We start from the raw sequence: 22,931 nt of genomic DNA, 5'->3' as shown, positions 1-22,931 counted from the left end.
GATGACACTGCACCCCTTCGACGAGTCGGGGGTCGAGCGCGACGCCGGCGGCACCAAGCACTACACCGACCTGCCCGACTCCGTGGTGGCGATGCTGCGGGCCTCGGTCGACCGGGACCCCGGCGGCGAGGCCGTCGTCGAGGTGGACGGGCCGCGGCTCACCTTCCGGGAGCTGTGGGACGGCGCGGCACGGGTGGCCGGAGGACTGCGCGCGGCCGGCGTCGGCCGGGGCGACCGCGTGGCCATCCGGCTGGGCAACGGCGCGGACTGGGTGCTCGGCTTCGTCGGCACGCTCCTCGCCGGCGGCGTGGCGGTGCCGGTGAACACCCGCTTCACCGACGCCGAGGCGCGGTACGTCGTCGACGACAGCGGCGCGCGCGTGGTGCTCGAGCCGGGCACCCCGCTGCCCGACGGCGAGCCGTACGCCGAGGAGGGGTCGGCGCTCTCCGACCTCGCGGCGATCTTCTACACCTCGGGGACCACCGGCTTCCCCAAGGGCGCGATGACCAGTCACGAGAACTTCCTGACCAACACGGAGAACGCCCGCCGGGTGGTGGGCCTCGGCCGCGACGACCCGTCGCTGCGCAACCTCGTCAGCGTGCCGCTGTTCCACGTCACCGGCTGCAACAGCCAGCTGCTGCCGGCGCTGCAGAGCGGCGCGGCCGCGGTGGTGATGCCGGCCTTCGAGGTGGGCCGGTTCCTGCGGGTCATCCCGGAGGAGCGGATCGCCGTCGTCACCTCGGTGCCCGCGGTGTTCTGGCTGGCGGTCAACCAGCCGGCCTTCGCGGACACCGACGTCAGCGGGGTGCGGTTCGCCACCTACGGCGGGGCGCCGATCGCCCCGGAGCTGGTAGCCCGCATCAAGGAGGCGTTCCCCTCGGCGCAGGTGGGCAACGGGTTCGGGCTGTCGGAGACCTCGTCGATCTCGACGTTCCTGCCGCACGAGCACGCCGGCACCCACGCGGACTCGGTGGGCTTCCCCGCGCCGGTGGTCGACCTGCGGCTGGAGGGTGTCGACCCCGCCACCGGTGTCGGCGAGCTGCTCATCCGCGGAGCCAACGTGGTGCAGGGCTACTGGAACAAGCCCGAGGCCACCGCCGAGGCGTTCACCGAGGGCTGGCTGCACTCCGGCGACCTCGCCCGCATCGACGACGACGGCTTCACCTACGTCGTCGACCGCGCCAAGGACATGATCAACCGCGGCGGCGAGAACGTGTACTGCGTGGAGGTGGAGAACGCGCTGGCGGCCGCGCCGGGTGTCTTCGAGGTCGCCGTCGTCGGGGTGCCCGACCCGGTGATGGGGGAGAAGGTCGGCGCGGTGGTGGTCCCGGTCCCGGGCACCGCGTTCGACGTCGAGGCCTTCCTGGGCCACGCCCGCGCGCACCTGGCCGACTTCAAGGTGCCGCAGTTCGTGTCCGTGCGCTCGGCGGTGCTGCCGCGCAACCCCGGCGGCAAGGTGCTCAAGCCGGTGCTGCGCGCCGAGGCGGAGTGGGAGCCGGTCGGCCGGCGGGGGTGACGGGTCGTCCCGGCGGCGCGCTGGCCGCAGCCGCCGGGACGCCGGGTCGGGGGACCGGTCAGCGGACCGGCGGGATCTCCGAGGTGGTCGTGCTGGTCAGCGGCGACCACGCGTCGGGGTGCGGGCGCCCCGCGTCGGCGACCCAGCCGGCGGGCCGGCGGTCGGTGCGGGGGGCGGGGCGGGCGCTCAGGCCGACGATCAGGGCGAGCAGGGCGACCAGCCCGAGGAGGACCCCGCCGATGACCAGGAGCGTCGAGAGCACCTCCCGACGGTAGGCAGCGGACCGGTCCGCACCACAGGGCAAGGAACGACGGACATCCCGCCCGACACCGGCAGGTCCTGCCCACCGGGACGCGGCGGTCGGTGTCGTTCCGTCGCGGCGGGCCCGGGTAGGGAGCCGCCGTGGCAGACGCACTGGCCCTCGCCGGACGGCTCGTGGCGGTGCCGCTGGCTGCGCTCGCGCGCCGGCGGCACGGCAAGCCGATGCACCCGCGCGGCGCCGTGCTCGACGCCGTCCTGGAGCGGTCCGGCGGCCCGGACTGGGGCGTGCCCTGGCTGGCCGGCCCGGCCCGCGAGCCCGCCGTCGTCCGGTTCTCCCGCGGCGCCGGGCTGCCCGCCCCGCTACCAGACCTGCTGGGCCTCGCCGTCCGGCTGCCCGACGGCGACCGGCCGGTGGACCTGCTGCTGTCGACCACCGGCCGCGGCCGGCGGACCCGCTACCTGCCGGTGCTGCGCGCCGACGCCGCGGCCGCCTACACCTCGCTCATGGGCTACCGCTGCGCCGCCGGCACCGTGCGGCTGGCCGCCGTCCCGGACGGCCCGGCCGCGCTGCCGTCCGACCCGGGGCCGGTGGCCGCCGCGGCGCCGGGGACGGCGTTCCGGCTGCTGGCCGCGCGGGGCGGCGGGGACTGGGTGCCCTTCGGCCGGCTGCTGGTCACCGCGCCCGTGGGCGAGGTCGATCCGGACCTGCGCTTCGACGCCGTCCGGAACCCGCCGCCGGGCATGCTGGCCGACGGGCCGATGGCCCGCTTCCGGGCGCCCGCGTACGCCGCCGCCCAGGAGGCGCGCACCGGTCCTCCTGACGAGTGACGCGGCCCACCGGGTGAGGTCGCACACGGTTGTGCGGCACCATCCTGGGTATCGGAACCGACGGAGTTCATCGAGGAGCACCGCCCCTGCCGTCGCAGTGCTCGACCGCAGGAGGAGTGCCGCCCGAGTGATCCCCGCTCTGCCGCCGTCCGCCTCGCGCGCGCGGGTCCGCGTCGCGACGGTGCCGCACCGCGACGCCTACGTCGCCGCGGTGCTGCCGGACACGGCCGTCCCGGTGGGGCCCGACCACGACCCCAGCCCCTGGCTGGACCCGGCGTACCTGACCGCCTGGTCCCACCGGGTCGACGTCGTGCACGTGCACACCGGCTACGGGCACCTGCCCGAGGACGAGGTCGTGAGCTGGACCGAGGCGCTGCGGCGCACCGGGGTGCCACTGGTCGTCACGGTGCACCAGCTGCGCGACCCGGCGCAGCCCACCCGGCACCGGCACGACGCCCACCTGGCCGCGCTGCTGGCGACGGCGGAGGTCGTGTTCACGCTGACCCCCGGCGCGGCCGACGAGATCGCCGACCGCTTCGGCCGGACGGCGATCGTCGTCGCGCACCCGTCGGTGGCCGCGGCGGACCCCGACACCGGCGCGGAGCGCGGCCTGGTCGGGCTCGCGCTGGGCACCCCGGGCACCGCCGTGCCCGACCCGGCGGCGATGGTCCGCGCGGCGCTGTCGGGCGCGGTGTCCGGCGGCGGGCGGCTGCGGGTGTTCCTCGAGCCGGGCCAGGAGCTGCCCGGCGCCGCGGACCTCGCCCGCGCCGAGGGCCTCGAGGTGGTGGTCCGCGACCCGGCGCGCTGGGCGCGGCAGCTGCAGGAGCTGCACGTCGCCGTCCTGCCCGAGCGCTGCGGCACGCACTCGCGGGACCTGGAGGTCTGCCGCGACGTCGGCACCCGCGTCGTCGCCCCGAGCTGCGGCTGGTTCGCCGACCAGTGGTCCGACGTCGTCGTCTACGGCAACGACGAGGAGCACGGCTTCGACCCGGTGTCGCTGAACGCGGCGGTCGGCGCGGCACTGACCCGGCCGATGCCCCGGCCGGCCGACCGCGCGTGGCGCGAAGGGCAGCTGGCGGCGGTGCGCGCCGTGCACGAGCAGGTCTACGAGCAGGTGCTCGCCGACCGCGCCGTCGGCGTCTAGGGCTCCCGCGCCGCGCCGGCCACCCACTCCGCGTCGACCACCCACAGGCCCGGCAGCACCTCGCGCTCGCCGGTCTCCCGGAAGCCGGCCTGCGCGTAGAGCCGCCGGGCCGGGGTGTTGTCCCGGCCGGTGGAGACGGTGACCCGCCGTCCGCCCGCGCCGGCCAGCACGGCCGCCACGAGGGCCCGCCCGGTGCCGCGCCGCGCGTGCGCGGGGTCGACGACGAGCCGGTCGACGTCGACCTCCCCGCCGGTGGCGCGCAGGCCCAGTGCGCCGAGGACGGTGCCGCCGTCGCGGGCGACGAGCCAGTCGAGCCCGGCGCCCACCAGGGCGGGCAGGTCCTCGTGCAGGGCGGGGATGCGGTCGTCGCCGAGGAGCCGCGCCTCGACGCCGTAGGCGGCGTGCTGCACCTCGAGCAGGCGGACGGCGAGGCGGGGATCGGCGGCCGGGTCGGATCGCTCGACGACCACCGGCACCGTCCGGGGGAGTGTGTGTGGGCAGGGGCGGGGTCGAACCGCCGACCTCTCGCTTTTCAGGCGAGCGCTCGTACCGACTGAGCTACCTGCCCCTCCCGGTGACGTTCCACCGGGGAAGCGACCCTGACGGGACTCGAACCCGCGACCTCCGCCGTGACAGGGCGGCGCGCTAACCAACTGCGCTACAGGGCCTTGCTGGTGGTGCTGGTACTGCGGTGGTGCGTGCCCCCAACGGGGTTCGAACCCGTGCTACCGCCTTGAAAGGGCGGCGTCCTGGACCGCTAGACGATGGGGGCTCGTTCGCCGGGGGCAGGGAGAACGATACATGGCCCCCGCGGGGGCCCGGACACCACCCCGGTCCGGGGGTGTCGGCGCGCCGGTGCGCGGGGAGCCGGTCCTCCGCTGCGACGCTCCCCGGGTGACCCGTCGTCCCCTCCTGCCCGTGTGCGCCGCCCTGTCGGCGGCCCTCCTCGTCGCCGGCTGCGGAGGCGGCGCGGAACCGGCCGCCGCCCCCTCGACGTCGTCGGCGGCGTCCTCCCCCGCGCCCTCGCCCGCGACCTCCCCGGCGGCGGGCGACGGCCAGGCCCCGGCGGCGACCCCCTCGGCGGAGGAGCCGGAGGACGACGGCGACGGGGGCGGTGGGGACGGCGGCGCCGCGTTCCCCGGGGACGCCTCGCCCGACACCGCGGCGGCGTCCGCGGGCGCGCAGGTGACCGTCACCGACGTCCGGACCGGCCGGCACGACGGCTTCGACCGGGTCGTCCTCGAGGCCGGCGGCGCCGGGACGCCGGGGTGGGACGTCCGGTGGGTGGACGCCGCGAGCTCGCAGGGCAGCGGCGCACCGGTCGCGGTGGCCGGCGGTGCGGTGCTCCAGGTGACCGTGACCGGCGCCGGTTACCCGTACGACACCGGGGTCGACGAGTACGCGGGCGGCCCGGTGGCCGGGCAGGGGACGGGCAACGTCACCGAGGTGGTGTTCGACGCGACCTACGAGGGGACGACGGTCGCGTTCGTCGGCGCCCGCGCGGAGGCGCCGTTCCGCGTCTACCTGCTGCAGGACCCGGTGCGGGTCGTGGTCGAGGTCGCCGACGCGGCCTGAGCTCAGTTCAGGCTGGCGCGCAGCTCGACGGCGTCGCCGGTCACGCTGGTGCACTCCAGCTGCAGCGGCCCGGCGGCGACGGACTCACCCGCCCCGCAGGAGACGCTCGCGCCGCCGACGGTGATCGAGGCCCGGCCGTCCTGCACGCCGCCGAGGGTCACCGTGGTGCCGAGGACGTCCACCTCGCTGCCCTCGCCGTTCAGGGTGACCGTGCACGAGGTGCCGGAGCAGGAGAAGCCGTTGGAGGTGAACGAGCAGCCGGCCAGCGGGACGAGGGCGATCGCCCCGGCGAGGAGGCCGGCGGACAGGCGGGTGCGCGACGTCGTCGACATGGCGGCGAGCGTAGGGCGGGACGGTCAGCCGGTCGGGGAGGCCGGTGCGCCGTCGGTGCCGTCGCCCGTGTCGCCGTCGGCCCCGCCGTCCGTGTCGCCGTCCGTGTCGGCGTCCTCCGGGGCCGGCTCCTCGGGCTCGGGGACGACGGTGCGCGCGATGGTCGCCTCGGTCTCGCCGAGGCCGCCGAGGGTGATGTCGTCGTAGGCGACCAGCGCCCCGCTGTCGGGGTCGAGGTAGAGGACCGTGCAGGTCAGCGGCGTCGGGCTCTCGCCCTGCAGGCCGCGCAGGCCCGCGCCGCCCGTGGAGCCCTGCACCATGAGCAGCGTCCCCTCGTCGAGCGTCTCGACCTCCCGCTCGTGGGTGTGCCCGGCGAGCACCACCGGGACGACGCCGTCCAGCGGCGGGGCCTGCTCCGGGTCGTGCACCATCGCGATGGCGGGCGGCGGGTCCTGCTCCGCGGAGAGCTCGGCGAGGTCCTCGCCGGTCTGCTCGAGGGACTCGGTGTCGCCGGTTGCGTCCTTGTCGGGGGTGAAGCGGGGGTCGCGGGCGCCGACGACGGTGAGCCCGGCGACCGTCGTCGCGGAGTCGTCGAGCACGGTGGCGTTCGGCTGCGAGGCGACCAGCGCGGCGGTGATCGCGGAGTCGTGGTTGCCGCGGATGTAGACGTAGGGCACGCCGAGGGAGCCGATGGAGCCGATCGCCTGGTTCTCCGGCTCGCTGCCCCAGTCGGTGATGTCGCCGGTGTCGAGGACGGCGTCGACGTCGAACTGCTCGGCCACCTGCGCGACCAGGTCGAACCCCGCCGGGTTGAGGTGGATGTCGGAGACGTGCAGCAGGGCGACGGTGTCGGTGGGCCCGCCGGGCGCGGGCAGTGCGGACAGCGTCGAGTAGAGGGTGCCGACGTTGGTGACCAGGTCCTCGAGGGAGGCCCGGTAGGCGTTGAAGCGGGCGACGATGTCCTCGGCGCTGCCGATCAGGCTGGTCGCGTTGACCAGCAGGCCGGTGTAGGTGGGCTGGGAGAGGGCCTCGGGCCGCCAGGTGGCCGCGCCCAGGCCGGCGGTGCCGGCCAGCAGGACCACCGAGGCGCCGGCCGCGACCAGCGGCTCCCGCCACCGCCGGTAGACGACGAGCGAGCCGAGCGCCGCCCCGCCGACGCCGGCCAGCGCGGTGGTCCAGGCCAGCCGGGTGACGGCGTCCTGCAGGTCGGCGCTGACGCGGTCGACCAGGCCGTCGACCCGCGCCGGGTCGCTGACCAGCGCCTGGATGCGGGTCTCGTCGACGCGGCGCAGCTGCACGTCCAGGCCCAGCGGCCCGTCGTAGGCGTCCACCTCGAGGCTGCCCAGCGGTGGCACCTCGACCGTGGCGCCGCCGCCGGTGGGCGTGAGGGCGAGGCTGGCGTCGAAGGGGCCGATCGGCGCGTCGATGCGGCCCAGAAGCAGGATGCCGAGCAGCGCCCCGGCGGTGGCCACGGCGACGCGCAGCAGCCAGCGGCCGGCGGTGCGTCCGCGGCGGCGCCAGGGCCGCGGCGGGCTCGTCGTCGGCTCGTCCATCCGTCGAGGCTAGAGGCGCGGCGTCCCGGCCCGCCCCGCGGCGGGGGCGGACCGGGACGGCTGGGCGGTCAGGCGACGAGCTTCGCCGTGATCTCGGCGAGGCGGCGGCCCTGGTAGCGGGCGGCGGTGAGCTCGGCCTCGGACGCGGTGGCCGACTGGCCGCCGGACGCCGTCGAGACGCCGTAGGGGTTGCCCCCGGCCTCGAACAGCAGCGGGTCGGTGTAGCCGGGCGGCACGATGACGGCGCCGAAGTGCGAGAAGATGTTGAAGAACGTCAGGATCGTCGACTCGTTGCCGCCGTGGACGTTCTGCGCGCTGGTGAACGCCGTGGCGCCCTTGTTCGCCAGCTTGCCGGTGAACCACAGGCCACCGAGCTGGTCGATGAACTGCTTCATCTGCGCGGCGGGCGTGCCGAAGCGGGTGGGGCTGCCCAGCGCGTAGCCGTCGGCCCACTCCATGTCGGCCGGCGTGGCCTCCTCCACCTGGTCGGCGGTGGCGTCGACGTGGGCACGCCACAGCGGGTTGGAGCTGATGGCCTCCTCGGGGGCGAGCTCCGGCACGCGGCGCAGGCGGACCTCGGCGCCGGCCTCCTCCGCGCCCTGGGCGAGCGCGGCGGCGAGCTGGTGCACGTTCCCGGTGGACGAGTAGTAGATGACGGCGATCTTCGCCACGGTTCCCTCGGCTCTCGTGTCTCGAACGGTGGTTGCGTGTTCAACCACCGTCTCCGAGTGTGCCCCCAGATGCCGGCGCGTCAAACGCCGGGTCGGGGACGAACCGGTGCCGTCAGGCGGGACGGGGGCGGAACACCCAGCGCAGCGCGAGGAAGCGCAGGGTGCCGATGGTGGCCGTGACCAGGGCGATGACCAGGAACTCGGTGACGACCGACGGGTCGGTGGTGACCGAGTTGAACCAGCTCAGCGCGAGGCTGGTGGCGATCATCCCGGCGACGGCGAGCGCGCCGCCCTCCCACTGAGCGGTCAGGAAGCCCACGCGCTCACCGGCGTGGAAGCTGATCCGCCGGTGCATCTCGTTGGCCATGACCGACGAGATGGCCGAGCCGATGACGTTGGCGGGCACGTCGCCCAGGCCGTTGAGCAGCACGTAGAGCAGCGCGTAGACGGCGCTGGAGAGCCCGCCGACGAGGACGAACCGGGAGAACTGGCCGAACCACCGGTCGGAGCGCACGCCGGCCGCGACGTCACCGACGAGGTCGGCGACCGCCACGGGGCGGTGCAGCAGCGACGGGCAGGTCACGACGTCTCCTCGGTCCGGGATCTCTCGGGGTGGCAGGGGTAGTGCACAGGTTCCCCCTGACAGTTCCCTGGGAGCCAGCGGATTAGACCCTGGCATTCCCCCGTGACGGTGTGGATCGCGTCACCCCGGGCGCGTCCAGGCTCCTCCCAGGGAGGCCGGTCACCGTGGGTGGCATGGACGCCCGACCCGCCCTGACCACCGGCACCGTCGTCGCGCTGGCCGCGGTGGCCGCCCTGACGCTGCTGCCCGCGGGCAGCGGGGGCTGGGAGTGGGGCGCGCCCACCGCCGAGCTGCGCTGGTACGTGACCGGCCTGGACTCCCGCGCCACCGTGGTGCAGCTGCTCGGCAACCTGCTGCTGCTCGCGCCGCTCGCGGTGGTGGCCGTCCTGCGGTGGCCGGTCCTGCGCTCGCCCGCGGTGCTCGTCGCCGCCGCGCTCACCACGGGCGCGGCGATCGAGACGCTGCAGTGGGCGCTGCCGCTCGGCCGGGTCGTGTCGCCGGTCGACGCGCTGCTCAACGCCACGGGCGCCGTCGTCGCGGGCCTGCTGGTCGCCGGCCTGACGGCCGCCGCCGACCGGCTTGCCGACCGGCCGACGGGGGTAGGGAGCCGCCCATGAGCCTGATGGGTTTCCTCGACCGCCTCGCGGACGTGAGCACCTTCGACAAGGTCATCGAGCCGGCCCGCTCGGCGGTCCAGGCCGTGCTCAAGCCCGGAGCGCTCAAGGACGCCCTCCACGGCACGTGGCTCGGCCACCCGCTGCACCCGGTGCTGGTGCAGGTGCCGGTGGGCAGCTGGGCGTCGGCCGGCCTGCTCGACGCCATCCCGCCGCTGCGGCCGGCCGCGACCGTGCTCATCGGCACCGGCGTCGTCGTGTCGGTGCCCGCCGCGATGAGCGGTGCGGCCGACTGGTCGGAGCAGGAGGTCGGCGTCCGCCGGCTCGGCGCGCTGCACGCGGTGGCCAACACCGTCGCGCTCGGCTTCTACGTGGGCTCGCTGGTGGCCCGGGCGAAGGGGCGCGGCACGCTCGGCCGGGTGCTGTCCTACACGGGGCTGGGCCTGGCCACCGGCTCGGCGGCGGTGGGCGGGCACATGTCCTACGCGCAGTCCTCCGGCGCCTCCCACGCCGCGACGGCGGCCCGCGCGCTCACCTCCGACTGGATCGACCTCGGCCCGCTCGACGACCTGCCCGAGGGCCGCCCGGCGCTGCGCACCGCGCCCGGCAGCGGTGTCACCGCGCCGCTGGCCGCCGTCCGGCGGGGCGGGCGGGTCGACGTCTTCGTCGGCGCCTGCTCGCACCTCGCCGGGCCGCTGTACGAGGGCAGCGTCGAGGAGGTCCGCGGGCACGCGTGCCTGGTCTGCCCGTGGCACGACTCGGCGTTCGACCTGGACAACGGCGAGCCGCGGCGCGGGCCGGCGGCCAACCCGCAGGAGAAGCTCGACGTGCGGATGGAGGCCGGGCACGTGATGGCCCGGCTGCCCGCGCGGCACCAGTAGGGGTCCCGCGCGCCCTACCCTGCGCGCATGAGGCGGACGGCGGCCGGGCTGGTCCTGCTGCTGTGCGCGGGGTGCGGTGGCGCCCCGGCGGCCTCGTCGTCGGTGTCGGCGTCCTCGTCCGCCACCCTCTCCCCGGGGCCTGCGGTGCCCGCCGTCGAGGGGATCGAGGCCCAGGCGGTGGAGCTGCGCACCGACGCGGCGGTCGGCGGGCAGGTGCAGGTGCGGGTGACCGACACCGGCGCCGGGCCGTTCACCGTCACCTCGGTGGTGATCGACTCGCCCGGCTTCGCGGCGCTGCCCGACCGGCCGGTGGAGGCCGCCTTCGTGCCGGGCCGCGTCATCGACCTGCCGGCGCCGTACGGGGACGCCGTCTGTGGCTCCGCCGCGGAGCCCGCGGCCGCGCGGCTGACCGTCGTCCGGCCCGACGGGAGCAGCGAGGTGCTGCGGGTGCCGCTCGCGGCGGCGGACCTGGCCCGCATCCACGCCGACACGTGCGCGGCGGAAGCGGCGCTCGCCGTCGCCGGGGTGACGGTGACGGGGCTGGCGATGGGCGGCGACGCCGTCACCGGGACGCTGGCGCTGACCCGCGCCGGCGACGACGAGCGGGCGGTGACGCTGACCCGGCTGGACGGCAACGTGCTGTACGACGTCGCGGCGGACCTCCCGGCGACGCTGGGGGAGGGCGAGGACGCGCGGGAGGTGGCGCTGGAGTTCACGACGGCGCGCTGCGACCCCCACGCGCTGGCCGAGACCAAGCAGCCGTACCTGTTCGTGCTCGGCGTGCAGGTGGACGGCGAGGACGAGGTCACCGTCGACCTGCCGCTGGACCAGGCGCAGCGGGACGAGCTGTTCGCGCTGACCGGGAGCGCCTGCTGACCCCTCACATGGGACCGGTCCGGCCGCGCCCGGGGGGAACGGGGCGGCCGGACCGGGGTCTGGCGTGCGGGCGCGTTGTCGGCGCCGCACTGGGAATGACCGTAGGTAGTCGAGGGCGGGGGCCACGATCCCCTGAACGGGTGGACCCGCCCGTCCGGGTGGCGACGCCGGTCACGCGGGGTTCCGCGGGAGCGTCTGCGGGCACCCCGGGCGGGTGTTCCTCTTCTTCTCCAACCGGTTCGGCTGCCTCGGCTCGCTGCTCATCTCGGCGGTGCTGACGATCGTGGTCCTGCTGGTGCTCGACGTGCTGTGAGCGCCGCACCGGACGACGCCGCGGTGCTGGCCGGGTTGGCATCGGCATCCCGCGAGGCCCGTGCGGAGCTGGCGGCGGCGGTCGCGGCGGTGGAGGAGGCGTCCGGGCCGCTGGTGGAGTGGCGCGGCGGGGAGCGGCAGGCCGGCGGCGCGATCACCATGCCGTGGGCCGCCTACGCGGAGCCCGTGTCGGCCCTGCTGGGCGCGCTGGGCCGGGCTGGCGCCGTGCCGGTGTTCGACTGGATGCGCTGGGACGGCGCGCGCCGCTACCGCACGGCCGGCGACGTGGCTGCCGCTTCGCTGGCCGACGTCGCCCGCCTGGTGACGACGATCGTCCGGGGCGATCGGTTCGCCGAGGGGACGGTCGCCGCAGCGCTGGAGGACGGCCGGCTGCTGGCGGCGGCGCGGCGGATCCGGGACGGCCGGTGACCGTCGGCGCGGTCTGGGAGACTCGGCCGTGCCGGGCCTCTGGGGGCTCCGTGTTTTAGATGTGACCTGGGCTTTCGTGGCGTGGCCGACCGGCCCATCCCTCGGTTCTTAGGACGCCGGACCCATCTCGATGGAATGGGTGTCCGCTTCTCCTGGAATGACCGGGGAGGTGCGAGATCTGCTACGCGGCCCGTTGGATCGGCTCGATGAACACGTCCACGCGCTGCCGTTGAAGGACGTCGACGAGTCGGACCATCGTGACCTGGGTGAAGGTGAACAGGTTGTCGCTCGTGAAAGGATTCCCCTTCCGTGCCAGGCCGAGGACCACGGTCGAGATGCGAGCCGGCACGTCGACGGCTGACCCGCCCTTCCGCTCGATCCGTTCCTCGAACTGCGCGCGTGCCTCCTCGTCGTTGAGGAGCGCGTCGGTCGACACCAGCGCCTGAGCCAGCAGGTGGCTGGCCGGGGACGATCGGTCGACGTCCTTGACGTGGAGCAGGATCCCGTCGGGCATGAGCACGTCGCAGGCCTCGATGCCGCGCCGGTGCATCGGCGTCCGGATCAGGTCCCTGTCCATGAGGACGCCGCCCAGCTCCTCGGCCACGTGCTTGTTGTAGTCGGCCTCGTCCATGTCCTCCGGCCAGGGCGGGAGCTGCACCGGGGATGGCCGGTCGAAGATCCGCTTCGCATGGGCCCGCAGCTTGTCCGCGTACCTGTCGTCCATCTGGAACCAGCGTCCGTCGTGGAAGACGTACCGCCGCGGCCCGTCATGGGTCTCGAAGGCGAGCCAGCGGTCCCCGGGGATGTCCTGGCTCATGGCCTCCGTGGCGTCGGCGTCTCGGTACAGCATCACCTTCAGCCGGCGGAGGCGGTCCAGCTTCGTGGCGTCGGGCTCGTCCTCGAGGACGTCGCGGAGGGTGGCGACGGTGGGGACCCCGTCGCCGAGGTGCCCCTTGATCCCCTTGATCTTGTACGCGTCGGGCATGCCGTTGTCGTTGATGCGCTCGTGCGGCCAGGCGGTGGTCAACCGGGCGTCCGACGTCGGGTCGGCCAGGACGGCGTTCAGCTTCGCCTCGAGGCCCTGAATCAGATCCTCCGGGTGCTTGATCGCGACGAGCTGCTCGAGCGCCTCCAGTCCGGGGCTCGCCGGCTGCTCCAGCAGCGTGTCGAGCACGTCCAGGTCGGCGAGCAGCTGCTCGGGCTTCCGTCCCAGCGGGATGTTCAGGGCGTCCGCGCCGCGGATCGTGATGGGCTTCTCGCCGCAAGTCAGGTCCGGAATGGCAGCGCGACCAACCAGCCGGGAGACCAGCTCGCCGACGTCGCCGACGCCGAAGCCGCGCAGGTGATCACCACCTGGACTGGTCAGGCGGTCTGTCCGTCCGCGGTGATCGAGGGTCGTGCGGGTGATGGAGTTCAGCGCCGCCTCGTCGGCCACCCGGAGGGCGATGCGCTGTCCGAAGGCCCCGTCGATCTTGTCGTGGTCGAGGAGCTGGAACCCCATTCCGTAGGTGAGCGCCCAGGCGCCGGCATCGCCGCGCCGGATCAGGAGGACGGCCGCGGCGGTCCGGTTGGCCAGGTCCAGCTCTGCGCCGGTGAGTCCCCGCAGGGTCGCGACCCAGGGCACGGGTCCGGCCTTCATGATGGTGCCGCTGAATAGCAGCGCCTCGCGCCCGCCGACCTGGGTGAGGACGCCCTCGAAGTCGTCCTGCTCCCGGTACTTCTCCCGGACGCCGTCCTCGAGGGTCTCGAGGAGCTCGAACCGGTAGAGCGTGGTCCGGGCGGCCGGAGACTGCGGGCGAGGCACGCACTACAGTCTGTGCTCGGGGGAGTGCACTCTGCAACCGGTGTGATGTGGCTGACACATCCTGTCGCATGGAGCTCCTCGGTTTCTGGATCACGGTCCGGCCCTCGCGGCGGTCACGTCGCACCCTCCGCTGCTGCGGAGGTGTGGCCCGCTCCCGGGTGCGGAGCGGGCCACACCTCGGTCAGGCCGCCGCGGAGGAGCGGGCCGGCGGGTTGAGCGCGCAGAGGCGGCAGTCCGCCGGACGGGGGGCGTCGACGGTGTGGAGCCGTGCGGCGTCGGTCGCCGCCCAATCCTCGTGCTCCTCGGCCCAGGTCTCGGGGAAGATGTCGCGCAGATGAGCTTCGGCGGTGTCGACCGCCCGCCAGAGCAGTTCGGCGCCGACCTGTCCGTGAGCGGCGTGCTCGGCCGCCGCGGCGGCCAGGTGGTCGCGGCGGTGCAGCAGCTTCATGCGCAGGACCCGGCGGGCCGGGCCTTCGAGGTACATCCAGGCATTGGGGTTGTGGGTGTGATCGGTTGCGCTCATAGCTCCCTGCTTCAGGTCGGCGGGCGCTGCGGGCCCAGGTGACGCCGCCCGGCCGGCTTCCGTGCCGGTGTCGGGCGATGGCGGTGGGTCAGGCGGCGTACAGGTGGGGGCTGCGCAGCTTCAGGGACAGCGCGATCTGCGCCCGGCTCGCGGCGCTCGCGAGGCGCGCCTCCAGCGTTCCGAGCTCCTGCGCGCACTCGAGCCGCTGGTTGGTGCCGGCACAATCCGGGCAGGGCAGCAGCAGCTCCAGCCGGGCGAGCAGCAGTTCGGCCGCGGTGCGGGTGGCCGCGAGGCGCTCGCTGCGGTGGTGAGGGCTGAAGGCGATCGGCAGCGAGGCGATGTCGATGTCGAGCAGCGCCGCCGCGCGGCGCATGACTGCCGCATCGCGCAGCTCGCACAGGACATCCGGGTGCAGCGGCCGGTGCGGGCGGGCGGTGAGGGAGTCGGCGTGGGGCATCGGGGCACCTCCGGGACAGGCGGCACGAGGCCGCGGCGAGTGGGTCGCATCGCCAGAAGTGCAGGTACCGCGGTGGGTGGCATTCGCTGGACACACCCGATCGGGTGTCTGCGGACCGCGGCCGGCGCTGGTCACCAGCAGGCCGCGGTTCGGCAGCGGGAGTGAGCCCGGGCGCGGACGCCCGGGCTCACTCCGTCACGCCGCGCCGGGCGGCTGGTGGTTCTGCCTGCCGGGCGCGGACCCGGCGCGGCACACGCTGCAGCCGGTCGCCGACCTCGTCGGCTCGTGCAGCAGCGACTCCTCGTCGGCGCACCACTGCGGGAACTGCTCGTAGTAGGTGCGCGGCCAGCCGCCGTGGATGGTCTCCTCGACGGCCCACAGCAGGCGGGTGATCTCCTGCTGTTCGGGCAGATCATGCGACCGCTGCTCGGCCGCGAGGACGGCGAGCCGTGCGCGGACATCCAACAGCCGCTGCAGGTGCACGCGACGGCGGGGATGCCGCTCGTTCAGCTGCACGACGGTGCCGTCTCCGGCGCCGAGCAGATCGTCGATCGTGGTCATGCCGGTTCTCCCGGGGACCTCGGCGCTAGTCCCGGCGGTGGTGCCGGGGGGTAGCGCGAAGCTCCCGCCGATGTCGGTTGGGGAGCTCGCCGTCACTGCTTGCGGCGCTCGGGGTGAGGACAAGCCCGGTGCGCTGCGCCCGGTGGCGGCTCATCACCTCCTCGGTGCCACCGGCGCGCGGCGTCCGCTGCAGTCGGGCGCGGCCACCGGCACGTCGTAGCGATCGGCTGGGTGGCCCGGCGCTCGATCCCTCCCTTCTGTGACCGGTCCGTCTCTGTGACCGGTCCGTCCCGGCCGCGCCCGGTGGCGGCTGATCACCTCCTTCTCTGCCCCCGGCACGCGGTATGCGTCCGCGTCGACGTGCGGGCTGCGGTCGCCCTTCTTCGCTGTGGAGTTGTCCGCGACCCACCGCGATGGGGGTGAGGCCACGAGGTGCCCGCCCGGCTGGGCGGTCCGGACGTGACGCCGGCGGTCACCAGCCCGAGGGCCGGTGCAGCCACTGGTTCCTCCGGGAGCGGGCTCGGCAATCCCCGGCTGTCAGCGACCTGTTGTGCGGCCGGTTCGGCATCCCGGGGACGCAGCGTGCAGCGGCGAGGCGCCAGTCGTAGAGAGCGGACGACGGCTAGCGTGCTGCGTCCGCCAGATGCTCGAGAGTGAGGGTGCGTGCCGTCGATCGCTTCGCTGCAGGCCTGCGCGGAACAGCACCTGGCGGACTACACCGATCCACACGGCAAGCGGGCGTTCACCACGTACGACCGCCTGGGTGACCCGAGCACGCTGACGCCGGTGGACTGCTTGGCGCCGGCGCTGTTGAGCGTCCGCATCAACTACGAGCAGGTCGTGCCGCTGTACCGGCCGACCGGCCCAGGTGCTGAGCTGCTGATGGCGCTGCAGGCCGTTCTGGATCATCCCGACAGCGCCACCACGGACTTCCTCACCGTCGACCTGACCGCGCCGGACACCGCCTGGGCTGCGGTACAGAACGCCCTGGCGGTGGCGCGCACGCACGGCTGGGTGAAGCGGCTCAAGGAGGTCGCGATCACCAAGATCCTGCATCGCAAGCGGCCGGCGCTCGTCCCGATCTTCGACAGCAGGGTGTACGGGTTCTACTTCGGGGTGGCGCCGGTCAATGGCCCAGCCCCTGCTCGTGCGCTGTGGCCGGTGCTGCAAGCCGACTGGGCTGCCAACCGAGAGTGGCTCGAGCGACTGGTTGCGCCGGCGTCCAGGGCGCCGGTACGCACCCCCGACGGCAGGCGCATCTCGCTGCTCCGCGCGGCCGACATCGTGATCTGGGAGCACCAGACCGGCTGTACGTCCACGTAGCACCGCGACCGGCAAGGCCGCCGTCTGGCCCGGTCCCCGGTGGCCCCTGTGACGGAAAGCTCCCGGAGGGCGCGCGGCCCTCCGTGGGCGTCCCTCGGGGGCCGGGTCAGCTGTCGTCCCGATGGGTGAGGTGTGCAACCCAGAGGCCGCCGGAGACGCCGCGTAGGGCGCAGCCCGTGTCGTAGGTCATCAGGATGACGGGGCGTTCCACGAAGTCCTGCAGTCGGGTCGCAACGCTGACGAGCTCGTCGTCGGCTCGGGGAAGGCGGGCGTGACCGGGCGTTTCGATGAGCAGCTCAAGCTCGACACGTCCGCCACCTGTGCTGCGTTCCCGAAGCAGGGTGGAAGCCCGATTCTGACCGAAGTAGCCGTACGCCATCTTCAGGCTTTGCCGTGCACGGGACTTGGTCCTGTTGTTCCGCTTGGCGTCGTCGAGTTCATCAACGACAAGAAGTGGAAGAACCACCCGCAGGTCGTCCATCGGAGCGGCATGTTCTCGGGCCAGGTCATGCCAGTCGGTGTTGTCGAGGGCGTGCGGGTGTTCGAGTAGCACGTTGGTGTCGGGAACGACGAGTGCGGACGACTGGGCATCCTCGAACCGCCGTGTGAACTGCTCCAGGGAGGTCAGGACGCGCTGCAGTTCTTCCCGCCGGGCCATCATCTCCTCCCCGACAAGGCGGGCTCCCTGCATCGTGCCGGTCGGCATCGTCAGGGCGGCCCAGTAGGTTGCTGTACGGACGAGGCGGTCGACATCGTCGCCGCCGAGCCACGGACGCAAGGCAGTGACCGACTGCGTCGCCCAGTGGACGTACGCGGTGATCGGATCCTCCGGCGCAATCGGGACGTTCTGCGCCTCGTTGTGGACGTCGCGTAGCGCGGCGATGAGGGCACGGCCGGATGCGCCGGCACGAGGCCATACGAGCGGGATGATCACGGCCGCAGTGTGTAGGCAGCCACCGACAGCACGGCTCCTGCTTCCCCAGCCACCGTGCTGCCCGCCAGCGACAAGGGAGCCGCGCCGGGCCGGCACGTAGGGCGTGCCCTCGACCGGGCGCGCGGAGATGCAGACGAAGTGCAGGACCCACCGCGCAGTGAATGCAGGAGCGCAGTCGGCCTGCACGGTCCCGCCGGGTTCGGAGACGTCCGTGCTCCGCCCGAAGGGCCTGCAGATGCCTCGCCGAGTCACGCGGCTCACCTCTCGTCCTCCGGTGCCCCCGGCGCCGCTTCCCATCGACGTCGCACTGGACCTGGTCCTCGCTTCCTGGCGCTCCGACGGCCTGCACGGCGAACAGACTGTGGCGCGCGTCGGGGAGACCGCGACCCGGTTCGCCGCCCGGCTGTCCGCCACCGGGGTCGCCACGTTCACGGCGGTGACGCCGACCGATGCGGCCGGCTTCGTCCATGCCCGCACCCGCGGCGGCGAGGAACCGGAGCTGGCCACGCGGCATGCGCGGCGCACGGCGGTGCGGATGCTGTACCGGACGCTGCGCGCACTGGGGCAGCCGGTCGGTGACCCGACGCTGGACCTGCGGCTGCCGCCCCGGGGGCTGCTGGCGGCCCGACCGCTCACCGACGACGAGGTCATGCTGTGCCGGGCCACCGCACAGCTCCGCGGGGAGGCGGTGGCCCGGCTGCGGGCGGTGGTGTGGGCCCTGGGCGAGACCGGCGCGGTCACCAGCGAGATCACCACGCTCACCGTGGCGGACCTCGACGAGCCGACCAAGCCGTCCACCGTGCGGCTGCCGGGCACGCGCCGGCACGATCCGCGCACCGGCGAGCTCAGCCCCTGGGCTCGGCGTTTCCTCACCCGCCACGTGACCGACCTGATCAACCGCGGTGCCACCGCGACGACGCGGCTGGCCTACGCCGGCGCCGCGCCGCCCGGCGGAGCGAACGCGCAGGCCGCGGCGTGCAACGCCATCCGCACGGTGCTCGACCTGGCCGGCCTCCGCGCCGACACGGACGTGCGCCCGGCCAGCCTGCGCAACTGGGCCGGCCGCCGGCTGTACGACGCCGGGGCCCCGCTGGAACAGGTGGCCCGGGCGCTGGGACACCGGTCGCTGGACGCCTGCGCCGAGGACATCGCCCTGGCCTGGCGGGAGGGTGCCCGATGAGCCGGCTGCGGGCGGTGCCCGCGCCGCGGCGGCTGTCGACCGCCGAGCAGATCGAGGCGGTGTTCTCCGCGCCGGCGCTCTACGAGCTGGCCCAGCTGATCCCCCGACCGCCGGTGGGACGGCCGCCGGCCAACCCGGCCTACGTGGTCCTGGCCTACGGCGTGCTCGCCCGGCTGTACCGCTCCGGGATCCGGGTGCAGACCGAGCTGGCCCACGCGGCGACCTGGCGGCTGGTGCACGACACCGTGGTGCGCATGGCGCCGCAGCTGCCCGACGAGCTGGTCCCGCGCCTGCCCGGGGAACGGCCGGCGACCTTCGAGGCGTTCCGCAACGCCCGGGACCGCTACCTCACCGACCCCGACATCCGCACCGAGCTGCAGGCTCGGTTCATCGACGCCGCGGTGCGCCAGGCCCGCTCCTTCGGGCTGCTGCGGCCCGACGGGCCCGGCTCGCTGTGCCACCCTGACCGGTCGCGCACCATCTACGGCGACGGCACCGTGGTCCGCCCGATGTACCGGCCCCCGGCGGCGCGCCGGGAGACCGACCCCGAGACCGGCGAGACCCGTGTGGTCTACCTGGACCCCGCGGGCGAGCCCATCGAGGCGCCGGGCCGCCGCTTCGATCCGGACGTCGCCGAGTACCACGGCCACGCCGGGCCGGTGTTCGGCCAGAACTTCGTCGCCCTCTACGCCCGCGGCGACGGCCCGCAGCAGCGGGTCGTGCTCGCCATCGACCGCGTCCCCCGCCCCGGGCTGGAGGCCGATACCGCCGTCGAGCTGATCAAGCAGGTGCACGCCGCGGCAGGGAGCGGCATCCAGGCCGTCGCCTACGACGGAGCCTTCGTCGGCCCCCAGGTCGATGAGGTGATGACCCGCACGGGGCTGATCGTGGTGAACAAGGTGCCCGCCGCGCCCCGCAGCGCCGCGGACAAGGCGCGCGCCGGGGAGGGCAAGGTGCCGCGCTGGTTTTCCCTCGGGGTGTGGGAGCACGACACCACGGGCGGCTCCTGCGGGCACACCGTGGCCGCGGTCAATGGCGCGGTCAGCGAGGTCGGCCTCGACGAGTCCGGCGCACCGGTGGTGCTCGGCCGGCTCGACCGCCTGCAGGTCAAGCGGTCCCGACGGTCCACCGGCCGCTACCACTTCAACGTCGCCTACCGGGTGCCGTGCCCGGCAGGGGAGTTCACCGCCTGGATCACCCCGCACGGCGAGCCCGGCGACCCCGACCACCGCCGGGCCGGGCACGTTCGCGTCATCGCCGAGGGCGAGCCGGACTTCGCCCGGCTCTACGGACTGCGCAATGACGCCGAGAGCTGGAACTCGATGCTCAAGCGCAGCCTGCTGGTCGACCGGGCCGCCTCACTCGGCGGCGCCCGGCAGCTGGTCGACGTGCTGTGCTTCGCGCTGCTGCACAACGCCATGACGGCGTACCAGGCCGCGCTGGCCGCCGACCCGCGGCTGGCGCGGAAGCGGGCGGCCTGAGCGCCCCTACCTCCCCCGAACGCCCACGCTTGTGGGGCGTTCGGGGGAGGGGGTGAATCGGGTCTGCGGGCGACGCGAACGGCCCGGTCGCTCGGCGAGCGTGAACAGGTCATCGAACCTGCACGCACCGGGAGAAGGCCGTGCCCCGCTCCATCCGCACCAAGCACCTGTCCGGGCACATCGCCCGGCCCGACGACTTCACCGACCACATGGCCGGCGTCTTCGCCTGGCCGGGCATCGTGGAGTTCGACGACATCCTCGACGAGGTGTACCCCATGCGCGCCTCGCGCAAGTGGCCCAATCGCCAGCTGTGGGCGATGAAGGTCTGCGCGCGCCTGGCCCGCGGCACGGTCAACGCCGCGCGCGCCGCGGACCGCGCCGGCTGGCAGGCGGCCCGCCAGGCGCACTTCGACACCTTCGGCGAGTGGCTGCCGGTGGAGGTGCCGTCCGCGCAGGTGGCCGACGAGCTCTACCGCAGGGTCGCCGCCGATGCCGACGCGCTGCAGGAGATGCAGGCCCGGACGATGGAGGTCGCCGTCGCGCAGGCCAAGCTGTACGGCTCGTTCGACCCGACCAAGCCCTGGGACTACACCGACCCCGACGAGTCCCTCACCGTCATCGGTGACGGCACCATCATCGACGAGTACAGCCGCATCCGCGCCGACCCGGCCGGCCAGGTCGGCCGGTGGGGCTACCAGCACACGCGGGCCAGCGCGCCGCACCGCGTGCGCTACCAGCAGATGCGCCGCAACCCGACGAAGGTCCCCGACCACAAGGGCAAGGACGGGATCAACTTCATCAGCTTCTACACGTGGACGCCGTTCGGCACCGTCGGATTCGGCTCGGTCGCCGAGCTCGGTGCCGAAATCGACGGCGCCCAGCCCTTCATCGACGCCCTGGTCGCCGGGATCGGCGAGGGGTTCCGGTTCCTCGACTACGACCGCGTGGTCACCGGCTGGCGCCGGCACCGGCTGATGGCCCTCCACGGCGTCAGCGCCGTCAACCGGGAGAACGCCGCCAGCAGCGTCGACCACGAACGGGCCCGGGACTACCTGGAACGGCAGGCAGGGCAGATCGCCGCCACGGCCGGCCTGACCGTGGAGAAGGCCACGCTGGAGGCGCTGATGCGCACCACCGCGCGCACGCTCATCGAGCAGGACGCGCCGCTGCCGCTGGGCATCAACCTCTACGCCACCACGGCCGGCTACGACGCCGTCAACGGCAAGCGCTACGCATACGGCACCGTCACCGCAGACGCTGCGGACCACGCGTGCGAGCCGGAGCTGTGGGCCGATGACGGCGCCCTGTGGGTGGTCGAGAACGGCATCAGGACCGCCCGGTGCACCCCGCGGCGCAGCACCGCCGAGCGACTGGCCGACGGCAGCTTCGCCCAGCACACCGACTGGCACGTCCCGTGCCCGCACGGCGGTTTTGACCACCACAGCGTCTGGTACCCGCAGCGCACCCAGCGCGACTCCCGGCGTCGCGACCGCCACCAGCGGGCCCTGGACAACATCCGGGTGCCCTCCCGCCGCGACCCCGGCTTCAAGGCAGCCAACCAGCGCAACCTGTCGGAGAGCGTCAACCAGACCGCGCAGACCACTACCCAGCACCACGGCCGCGCCTCCAGCCCCGACGGCATGGTGCAGACCCTCGACATGCTCTGCGTCCACCACATGATCGACGCCGAGACCCACCAGCGCGCCGTCCGCGCCGGCGCGTACTGACCCCACCCGCAGGCCTTCCCCAACGGCCGCCGCCCCATCCGGGGCGGCGGCCGTTGGCGTTGCTCACCCGCCTTTCGCGGTGATTGCCGACGCCTCCGCTCCGCGGACGGTCCGCCTCCGTTCCCTCACGGACGGAGACCGACATGCCCGCCGCTGCGCGCCACATCCCCAACACCGACGACCTCGCCCTGGCCGACGCCGCGCTGCTCACCCTCGCCACCTGGCGGAACGAGCAGCTGCTGCCCATCGGTGGCGAGGACCTGCCCTCGGAGCTGCAGCGGCTCGCCGAGTCCCTCGCCGGACACGGCTACGCCACCCTGCGCGACGTCCGCGCCGACCCCACCGCTGCCCTGCAGCAGCTCACCGGGCTGCCGCTGACCCCGTACAAGCCGACGCAGAAGGACACCCGCTCGTTGCGGGAGGCCCTGCACCCCCTGACCGTCACGGACTGCCACCCGGGCAGCGAGGACATGCACCGGCTGCACCGCCAGCGCAACCTGCTCGCCGCGCTCCTCGCCAGCCCTGAGCTGGCCGCCGGAGGCAACCTCGACGCCCTCCTGGCGACCATGCCGATCCTGGCCGCGCGGCGCACCATGCACACCTTCCGGCCGTTGACCGCCGACGAGGTGCTGCTCTGCCGCCTGGTCGCTACTGCCGCAGCCCGCCGCCCCCGGTCGCTGCAAGGGGCAGCCACCTTCGCCCTCGCCGACGGCGGCGCCACCCCCGGCGAGACCACCGGCGTCCGCGTCTGCGACCTGGACCGTCGGCAGGCGCCCAGCGGCTTCGCCCTGCTCGGCTCGACGCGCACGATCCCGCTGCCCTACGACCCCGCCCACTCCACCGACGAGCTCCCGCAGCGGCAGCTGCGCGCTGCGCGCACCGGTCGGCTCGACGACTGGGGCAGCCGGATCGTCACCCGGCAGCTCGCCGTCCTCGCGCGAGCCGCCGGGGGAGAACTCGACCCCGCCGCCCGGGTCAGCTACGGCGGTGGCCACCAGCCCGGCGGTCAGCAGGCCACCATGAGCGCGCAGCGGGTCATCGACGGAATCCTCGTCAAGGGCGGGCTCTACCATCTGGCCGACATCACGGCCAAGAGCGTCAGCCTCTACGCCGCGCAGGTCGCGGCGGACCGTGGCGACCGCCAGGCCGCCCTCGCCCTCACCGGCGAGACGGAGCACCGCACCCGGCGGCTGCTGACCACGGACCTGCCCAAGTCGGCCGGCCCCCGGCCGGCCACCCCGCGGTTCCGCCGGGCCGCCTGAGACGACGGTCGGCGTCCCGTCTGGCAGGCGAATGCGTTGTCGGAGGGGCCTGGCACTGTGCCTCGTGTGGCGTGCCTGGCAAGCCGGATGGCGCGTCATGGCTGAG

The 22,931-nt window shown here is 74.4% G+C and carries 24 protein-coding genes and 3 tRNA genes; 13 read left to right on the top strand and 14 right to left on the bottom strand.

The window, feature by feature from the left end; translation table 11 throughout:
• Position 1 precedes the first annotated feature (1 nt).
• Positions 2 to 1,516: a class I adenylate-forming enzyme family protein gene (locus ACI78R_RS01510; protein WP_457039414.1), complete on the top strand. Its 1,515-nt coding sequence runs from the start codon at positions 2 to 4 to the stop codon at positions 1,514 to 1,516.
• 58 nt (positions 1,517 to 1,574) lie between these two features.
• Here the strand turns inward: ACI78R_RS01510 and ACI78R_RS01505 are convergent, their stop codons facing one another.
• Positions 1,575 to 1,778: a hypothetical protein gene (locus ACI78R_RS01505; protein WP_073421110.1), complete on the bottom strand. Its 204-nt coding sequence runs from the start codon at positions 1,776 to 1,778 to the stop codon at positions 1,575 to 1,577.
• 140 nt (positions 1,779 to 1,918) lie between these two features.
• On the opposite strand from ACI78R_RS01505, the gene ACI78R_RS01500 reads away from it, so the two are divergent.
• Positions 1,919 to 2,605, top strand: a complete 687-nt coding sequence (locus ACI78R_RS01500; RefSeq protein WP_454552826.1) for a phosphodiesterase — start codon at positions 1,919 to 1,921, stop codon at positions 2,603 to 2,605.
• Positions 2,606 to 2,732: 127 nt separating this feature from the next.
• Positions 2,733 to 3,749 (top strand): glycosyltransferase, encoded by a 1,017-nt coding sequence (locus ACI78R_RS01495; protein ID WP_457039413.1) that lies wholly within the window; start codon positions 2,733 to 2,735, stop codon positions 3,747 to 3,749.
• Here ACI78R_RS01495 and ACI78R_RS01490 read toward each other — a convergent pair.
• From ACI78R_RS01490 to ACI78R_RS01475, 4 genes are all read right to left on the bottom strand, one after another.
• On the bottom strand, positions 3,746 to 4,225 hold the full coding sequence (locus tag ACI78R_RS01490) for a GNAT family N-acetyltransferase (protein ID WP_457039412.1): 480 nt from the start codon (positions 4,223 to 4,225) through the stop codon (positions 3,746 to 3,748). The genes ACI78R_RS01495 and ACI78R_RS01490 overlap by 4 nt on opposite strands.
• An 18-nt stretch (positions 4,226 to 4,243) precedes the next feature.
• Positions 4,244 to 4,317: transfer RNA gene (locus tag ACI78R_RS01485), tRNA-Phe, on the bottom strand.
• Between the two features lie 26 nt (positions 4,318 to 4,343).
• Positions 4,344 to 4,417: transfer RNA gene (locus tag ACI78R_RS01480), tRNA-Asp, on the bottom strand.
• A gap of 31 nt (positions 4,418 to 4,448) precedes the next feature.
• Positions 4,449 to 4,521 (bottom strand) — tRNA-Glu (locus ACI78R_RS01475).
• Between the two features lie 122 nt (positions 4,522 to 4,643).
• Between ACI78R_RS01475 and ACI78R_RS01470 the strand changes: the two genes are divergently transcribed.
• Complete coding sequence (locus tag ACI78R_RS01470) at positions 4,644 to 5,324, top strand: AMIN-like domain-containing (lipo)protein (RefSeq protein ID WP_457039411.1); 681 nt, start codon at positions 4,644 to 4,646, stop codon at positions 5,322 to 5,324.
• A 2-nt stretch (positions 5,325 to 5,326) separates the two neighbouring features.
• On the opposite strand, the gene ACI78R_RS01465 is transcribed toward ACI78R_RS01470, so the two are convergent.
• From ACI78R_RS01465 to ACI78R_RS01450, 4 genes are all read right to left on the bottom strand, one after another.
• Entirely contained in the window at positions 5,327 to 5,656 is a 330-nt protein-coding gene (locus ACI78R_RS01465) for a hypothetical protein (RefSeq protein WP_073421113.1), read from the bottom strand.
• 24 nt (positions 5,657 to 5,680) lie between these two features.
• Positions 5,681 to 7,207 (bottom strand): metallophosphoesterase family protein, encoded by a 1,527-nt coding sequence (locus tag ACI78R_RS01460; protein WP_457039410.1) that lies wholly within the window; start codon positions 7,205 to 7,207, stop codon positions 5,681 to 5,683.
• Positions 7,208 to 7,275: 68 nt separating this feature from the next.
• Positions 7,276 to 7,878: an NAD(P)H:quinone oxidoreductase gene (wrbA, locus tag ACI78R_RS01455; RefSeq protein WP_073421115.1), complete on the bottom strand. Its 603-nt coding sequence runs from the start codon at positions 7,876 to 7,878 to the stop codon at positions 7,276 to 7,278.
• A 112-nt stretch (positions 7,879 to 7,990) separates the two neighbouring features.
• On the bottom strand, positions 7,991 to 8,461 hold the full coding sequence (locus tag ACI78R_RS01450; RefSeq protein ID WP_457039409.1) for a GtrA family protein: 471 nt from the start codon (positions 8,459 to 8,461) through the stop codon (positions 7,991 to 7,993).
• 173 nt (positions 8,462 to 8,634) lie between these two features.
• Here ACI78R_RS01450 and ACI78R_RS01445 point away from each other — a divergent pair, with 173 nt between their 5' ends.
• The 4 genes from ACI78R_RS01445 to ACI78R_RS01430 all read left to right on the top strand — a co-directional run bounded on the left by ACI78R_RS01445 (position 8,635) and on the right by ACI78R_RS01430 (position 11,573).
• Entirely contained in the window at positions 8,635 to 9,078 is a 444-nt protein-coding gene (locus ACI78R_RS01445) for a VanZ family protein (protein ID WP_457039408.1), read from the top strand.
• A complete protein-coding gene (locus ACI78R_RS01440) occupies positions 9,075 to 9,956 on the top strand; it encodes a Rieske (2Fe-2S) protein (RefSeq protein ID WP_073421119.1) in 882 nt (293 codons plus the stop codon). Before ACI78R_RS01445 ends, ACI78R_RS01440 begins: the two co-directional genes overlap by 4 nt.
• A 27-nt stretch (positions 9,957 to 9,983) precedes the next feature.
• On the top strand, positions 9,984 to 10,832 hold the full coding sequence (locus ACI78R_RS01435) for a hypothetical protein (RefSeq protein ID WP_457039407.1): 849 nt from the start codon (positions 9,984 to 9,986) through the stop codon (positions 10,830 to 10,832).
• Between the two features lie 309 nt (positions 10,833 to 11,141).
• The gene (locus ACI78R_RS01430; RefSeq protein WP_457039406.1) at positions 11,142 to 11,573 is read left to right on the top strand and encodes a DUF6508 domain-containing protein; all 432 of its coding nucleotides are present in this window, start codon (positions 11,142 to 11,144) and stop codon (positions 11,571 to 11,573) included.
• A 181-nt stretch (positions 11,574 to 11,754) separates the two neighbouring features.
• On the opposite strand, the gene ACI78R_RS01425 is transcribed toward ACI78R_RS01430, so the two are convergent.
• The 4 genes from ACI78R_RS01425 to ACI78R_RS01410 all read right to left on the bottom strand — a co-directional run bounded on the left by ACI78R_RS01425 (position 11,755) and on the right by ACI78R_RS01410 (position 14,918).
• The gene (locus tag ACI78R_RS01425; protein WP_457039405.1) at positions 11,755 to 13,377 is read right to left on the bottom strand and encodes a DUF6119 family protein; all 1,623 of its coding nucleotides are present in this window, start codon (positions 13,375 to 13,377) and stop codon (positions 11,755 to 11,757) included.
• A 181-nt stretch (positions 13,378 to 13,558) separates the two neighbouring features.
• Positions 13,559 to 13,900, bottom strand: a complete 342-nt coding sequence (locus ACI78R_RS01420) for a hypothetical protein (protein WP_457039404.1) — start codon at positions 13,898 to 13,900, stop codon at positions 13,559 to 13,561.
• A gap of 88 nt (positions 13,901 to 13,988) precedes the next feature.
• A complete protein-coding gene (locus ACI78R_RS01415) occupies positions 13,989 to 14,357 on the bottom strand; it encodes a hypothetical protein (RefSeq protein WP_457039403.1) in 369 nt (122 codons plus the stop codon).
• Between the two features lie 195 nt (positions 14,358 to 14,552).
• Positions 14,553 to 14,918: a hypothetical protein gene (locus tag ACI78R_RS01410; protein WP_457039402.1), complete on the bottom strand. Its 366-nt coding sequence runs from the start codon at positions 14,916 to 14,918 to the stop codon at positions 14,553 to 14,555.
• Positions 14,919 to 15,581: 663 nt separating this feature from the next.
• Here ACI78R_RS01410 and ACI78R_RS01405 point away from each other — a divergent pair.
• Positions 15,582 to 16,241 (top strand): DUF6308 family protein, encoded by a 660-nt coding sequence (locus ACI78R_RS01405; protein WP_457039401.1) that lies wholly within the window; start codon positions 15,582 to 15,584, stop codon positions 16,239 to 16,241.
• Between the two features lie 106 nt (positions 16,242 to 16,347).
• On the opposite strand, the gene ACI78R_RS01400 is transcribed toward ACI78R_RS01405, so the two are convergent.
• Positions 16,348 to 17,175, bottom strand: coding sequence for a PIN domain-containing protein (locus ACI78R_RS01400; protein ID WP_457039400.1), 828 nt, complete (start codon positions 17,173 to 17,175; stop codon positions 16,348 to 16,350).
• A 361-nt stretch (positions 17,176 to 17,536) separates the two neighbouring features.
• Here ACI78R_RS01400 and ACI78R_RS01395 point away from each other — a divergent pair, with 361 nt between their 5' ends.
• The 4 genes from ACI78R_RS01395 to ACI78R_RS01380 all read left to right on the top strand — a co-directional run bounded on the left by ACI78R_RS01395 (position 17,537) and on the right by ACI78R_RS01380 (position 22,825).
• Positions 17,537 to 18,355, top strand: a complete 819-nt coding sequence (locus ACI78R_RS01395) for a tyrosine-type recombinase/integrase (protein WP_457039399.1) — start codon at positions 17,537 to 17,539, stop codon at positions 18,353 to 18,355.
• Positions 18,352 to 19,836, top strand: a complete 1,485-nt coding sequence (locus ACI78R_RS01390) for a hypothetical protein (RefSeq protein WP_457039398.1) — start codon at positions 18,352 to 18,354, stop codon at positions 19,834 to 19,836. The genes ACI78R_RS01395 and ACI78R_RS01390 overlap by 4 nt, the downstream gene beginning before the upstream one ends.
• Before the next feature lie 140 nt (positions 19,837 to 19,976).
• Entirely contained in the window at positions 19,977 to 21,563 is a 1,587-nt protein-coding gene (locus ACI78R_RS01385) for a hypothetical protein (RefSeq protein ID WP_457039397.1), read from the top strand.
• Positions 21,564 to 21,706: 143 nt separating this feature from the next.
• Complete coding sequence (locus tag ACI78R_RS01380; RefSeq protein WP_457039396.1) at positions 21,707 to 22,825, top strand: hypothetical protein; 1,119 nt, start codon at positions 21,707 to 21,709, stop codon at positions 22,823 to 22,825.
• Positions 22,826 to 22,931: the final 106 nt, after the last annotated feature.

The sequence above is a fragment of the Geodermatophilus sp. SYSU D01106 genome, from assembly GCF_054049995.1.
The sequence above is the reverse complement of the archived record's forward strand: the minus strand, read 5'-3'. Positions and strand labels throughout refer to the sequence as shown.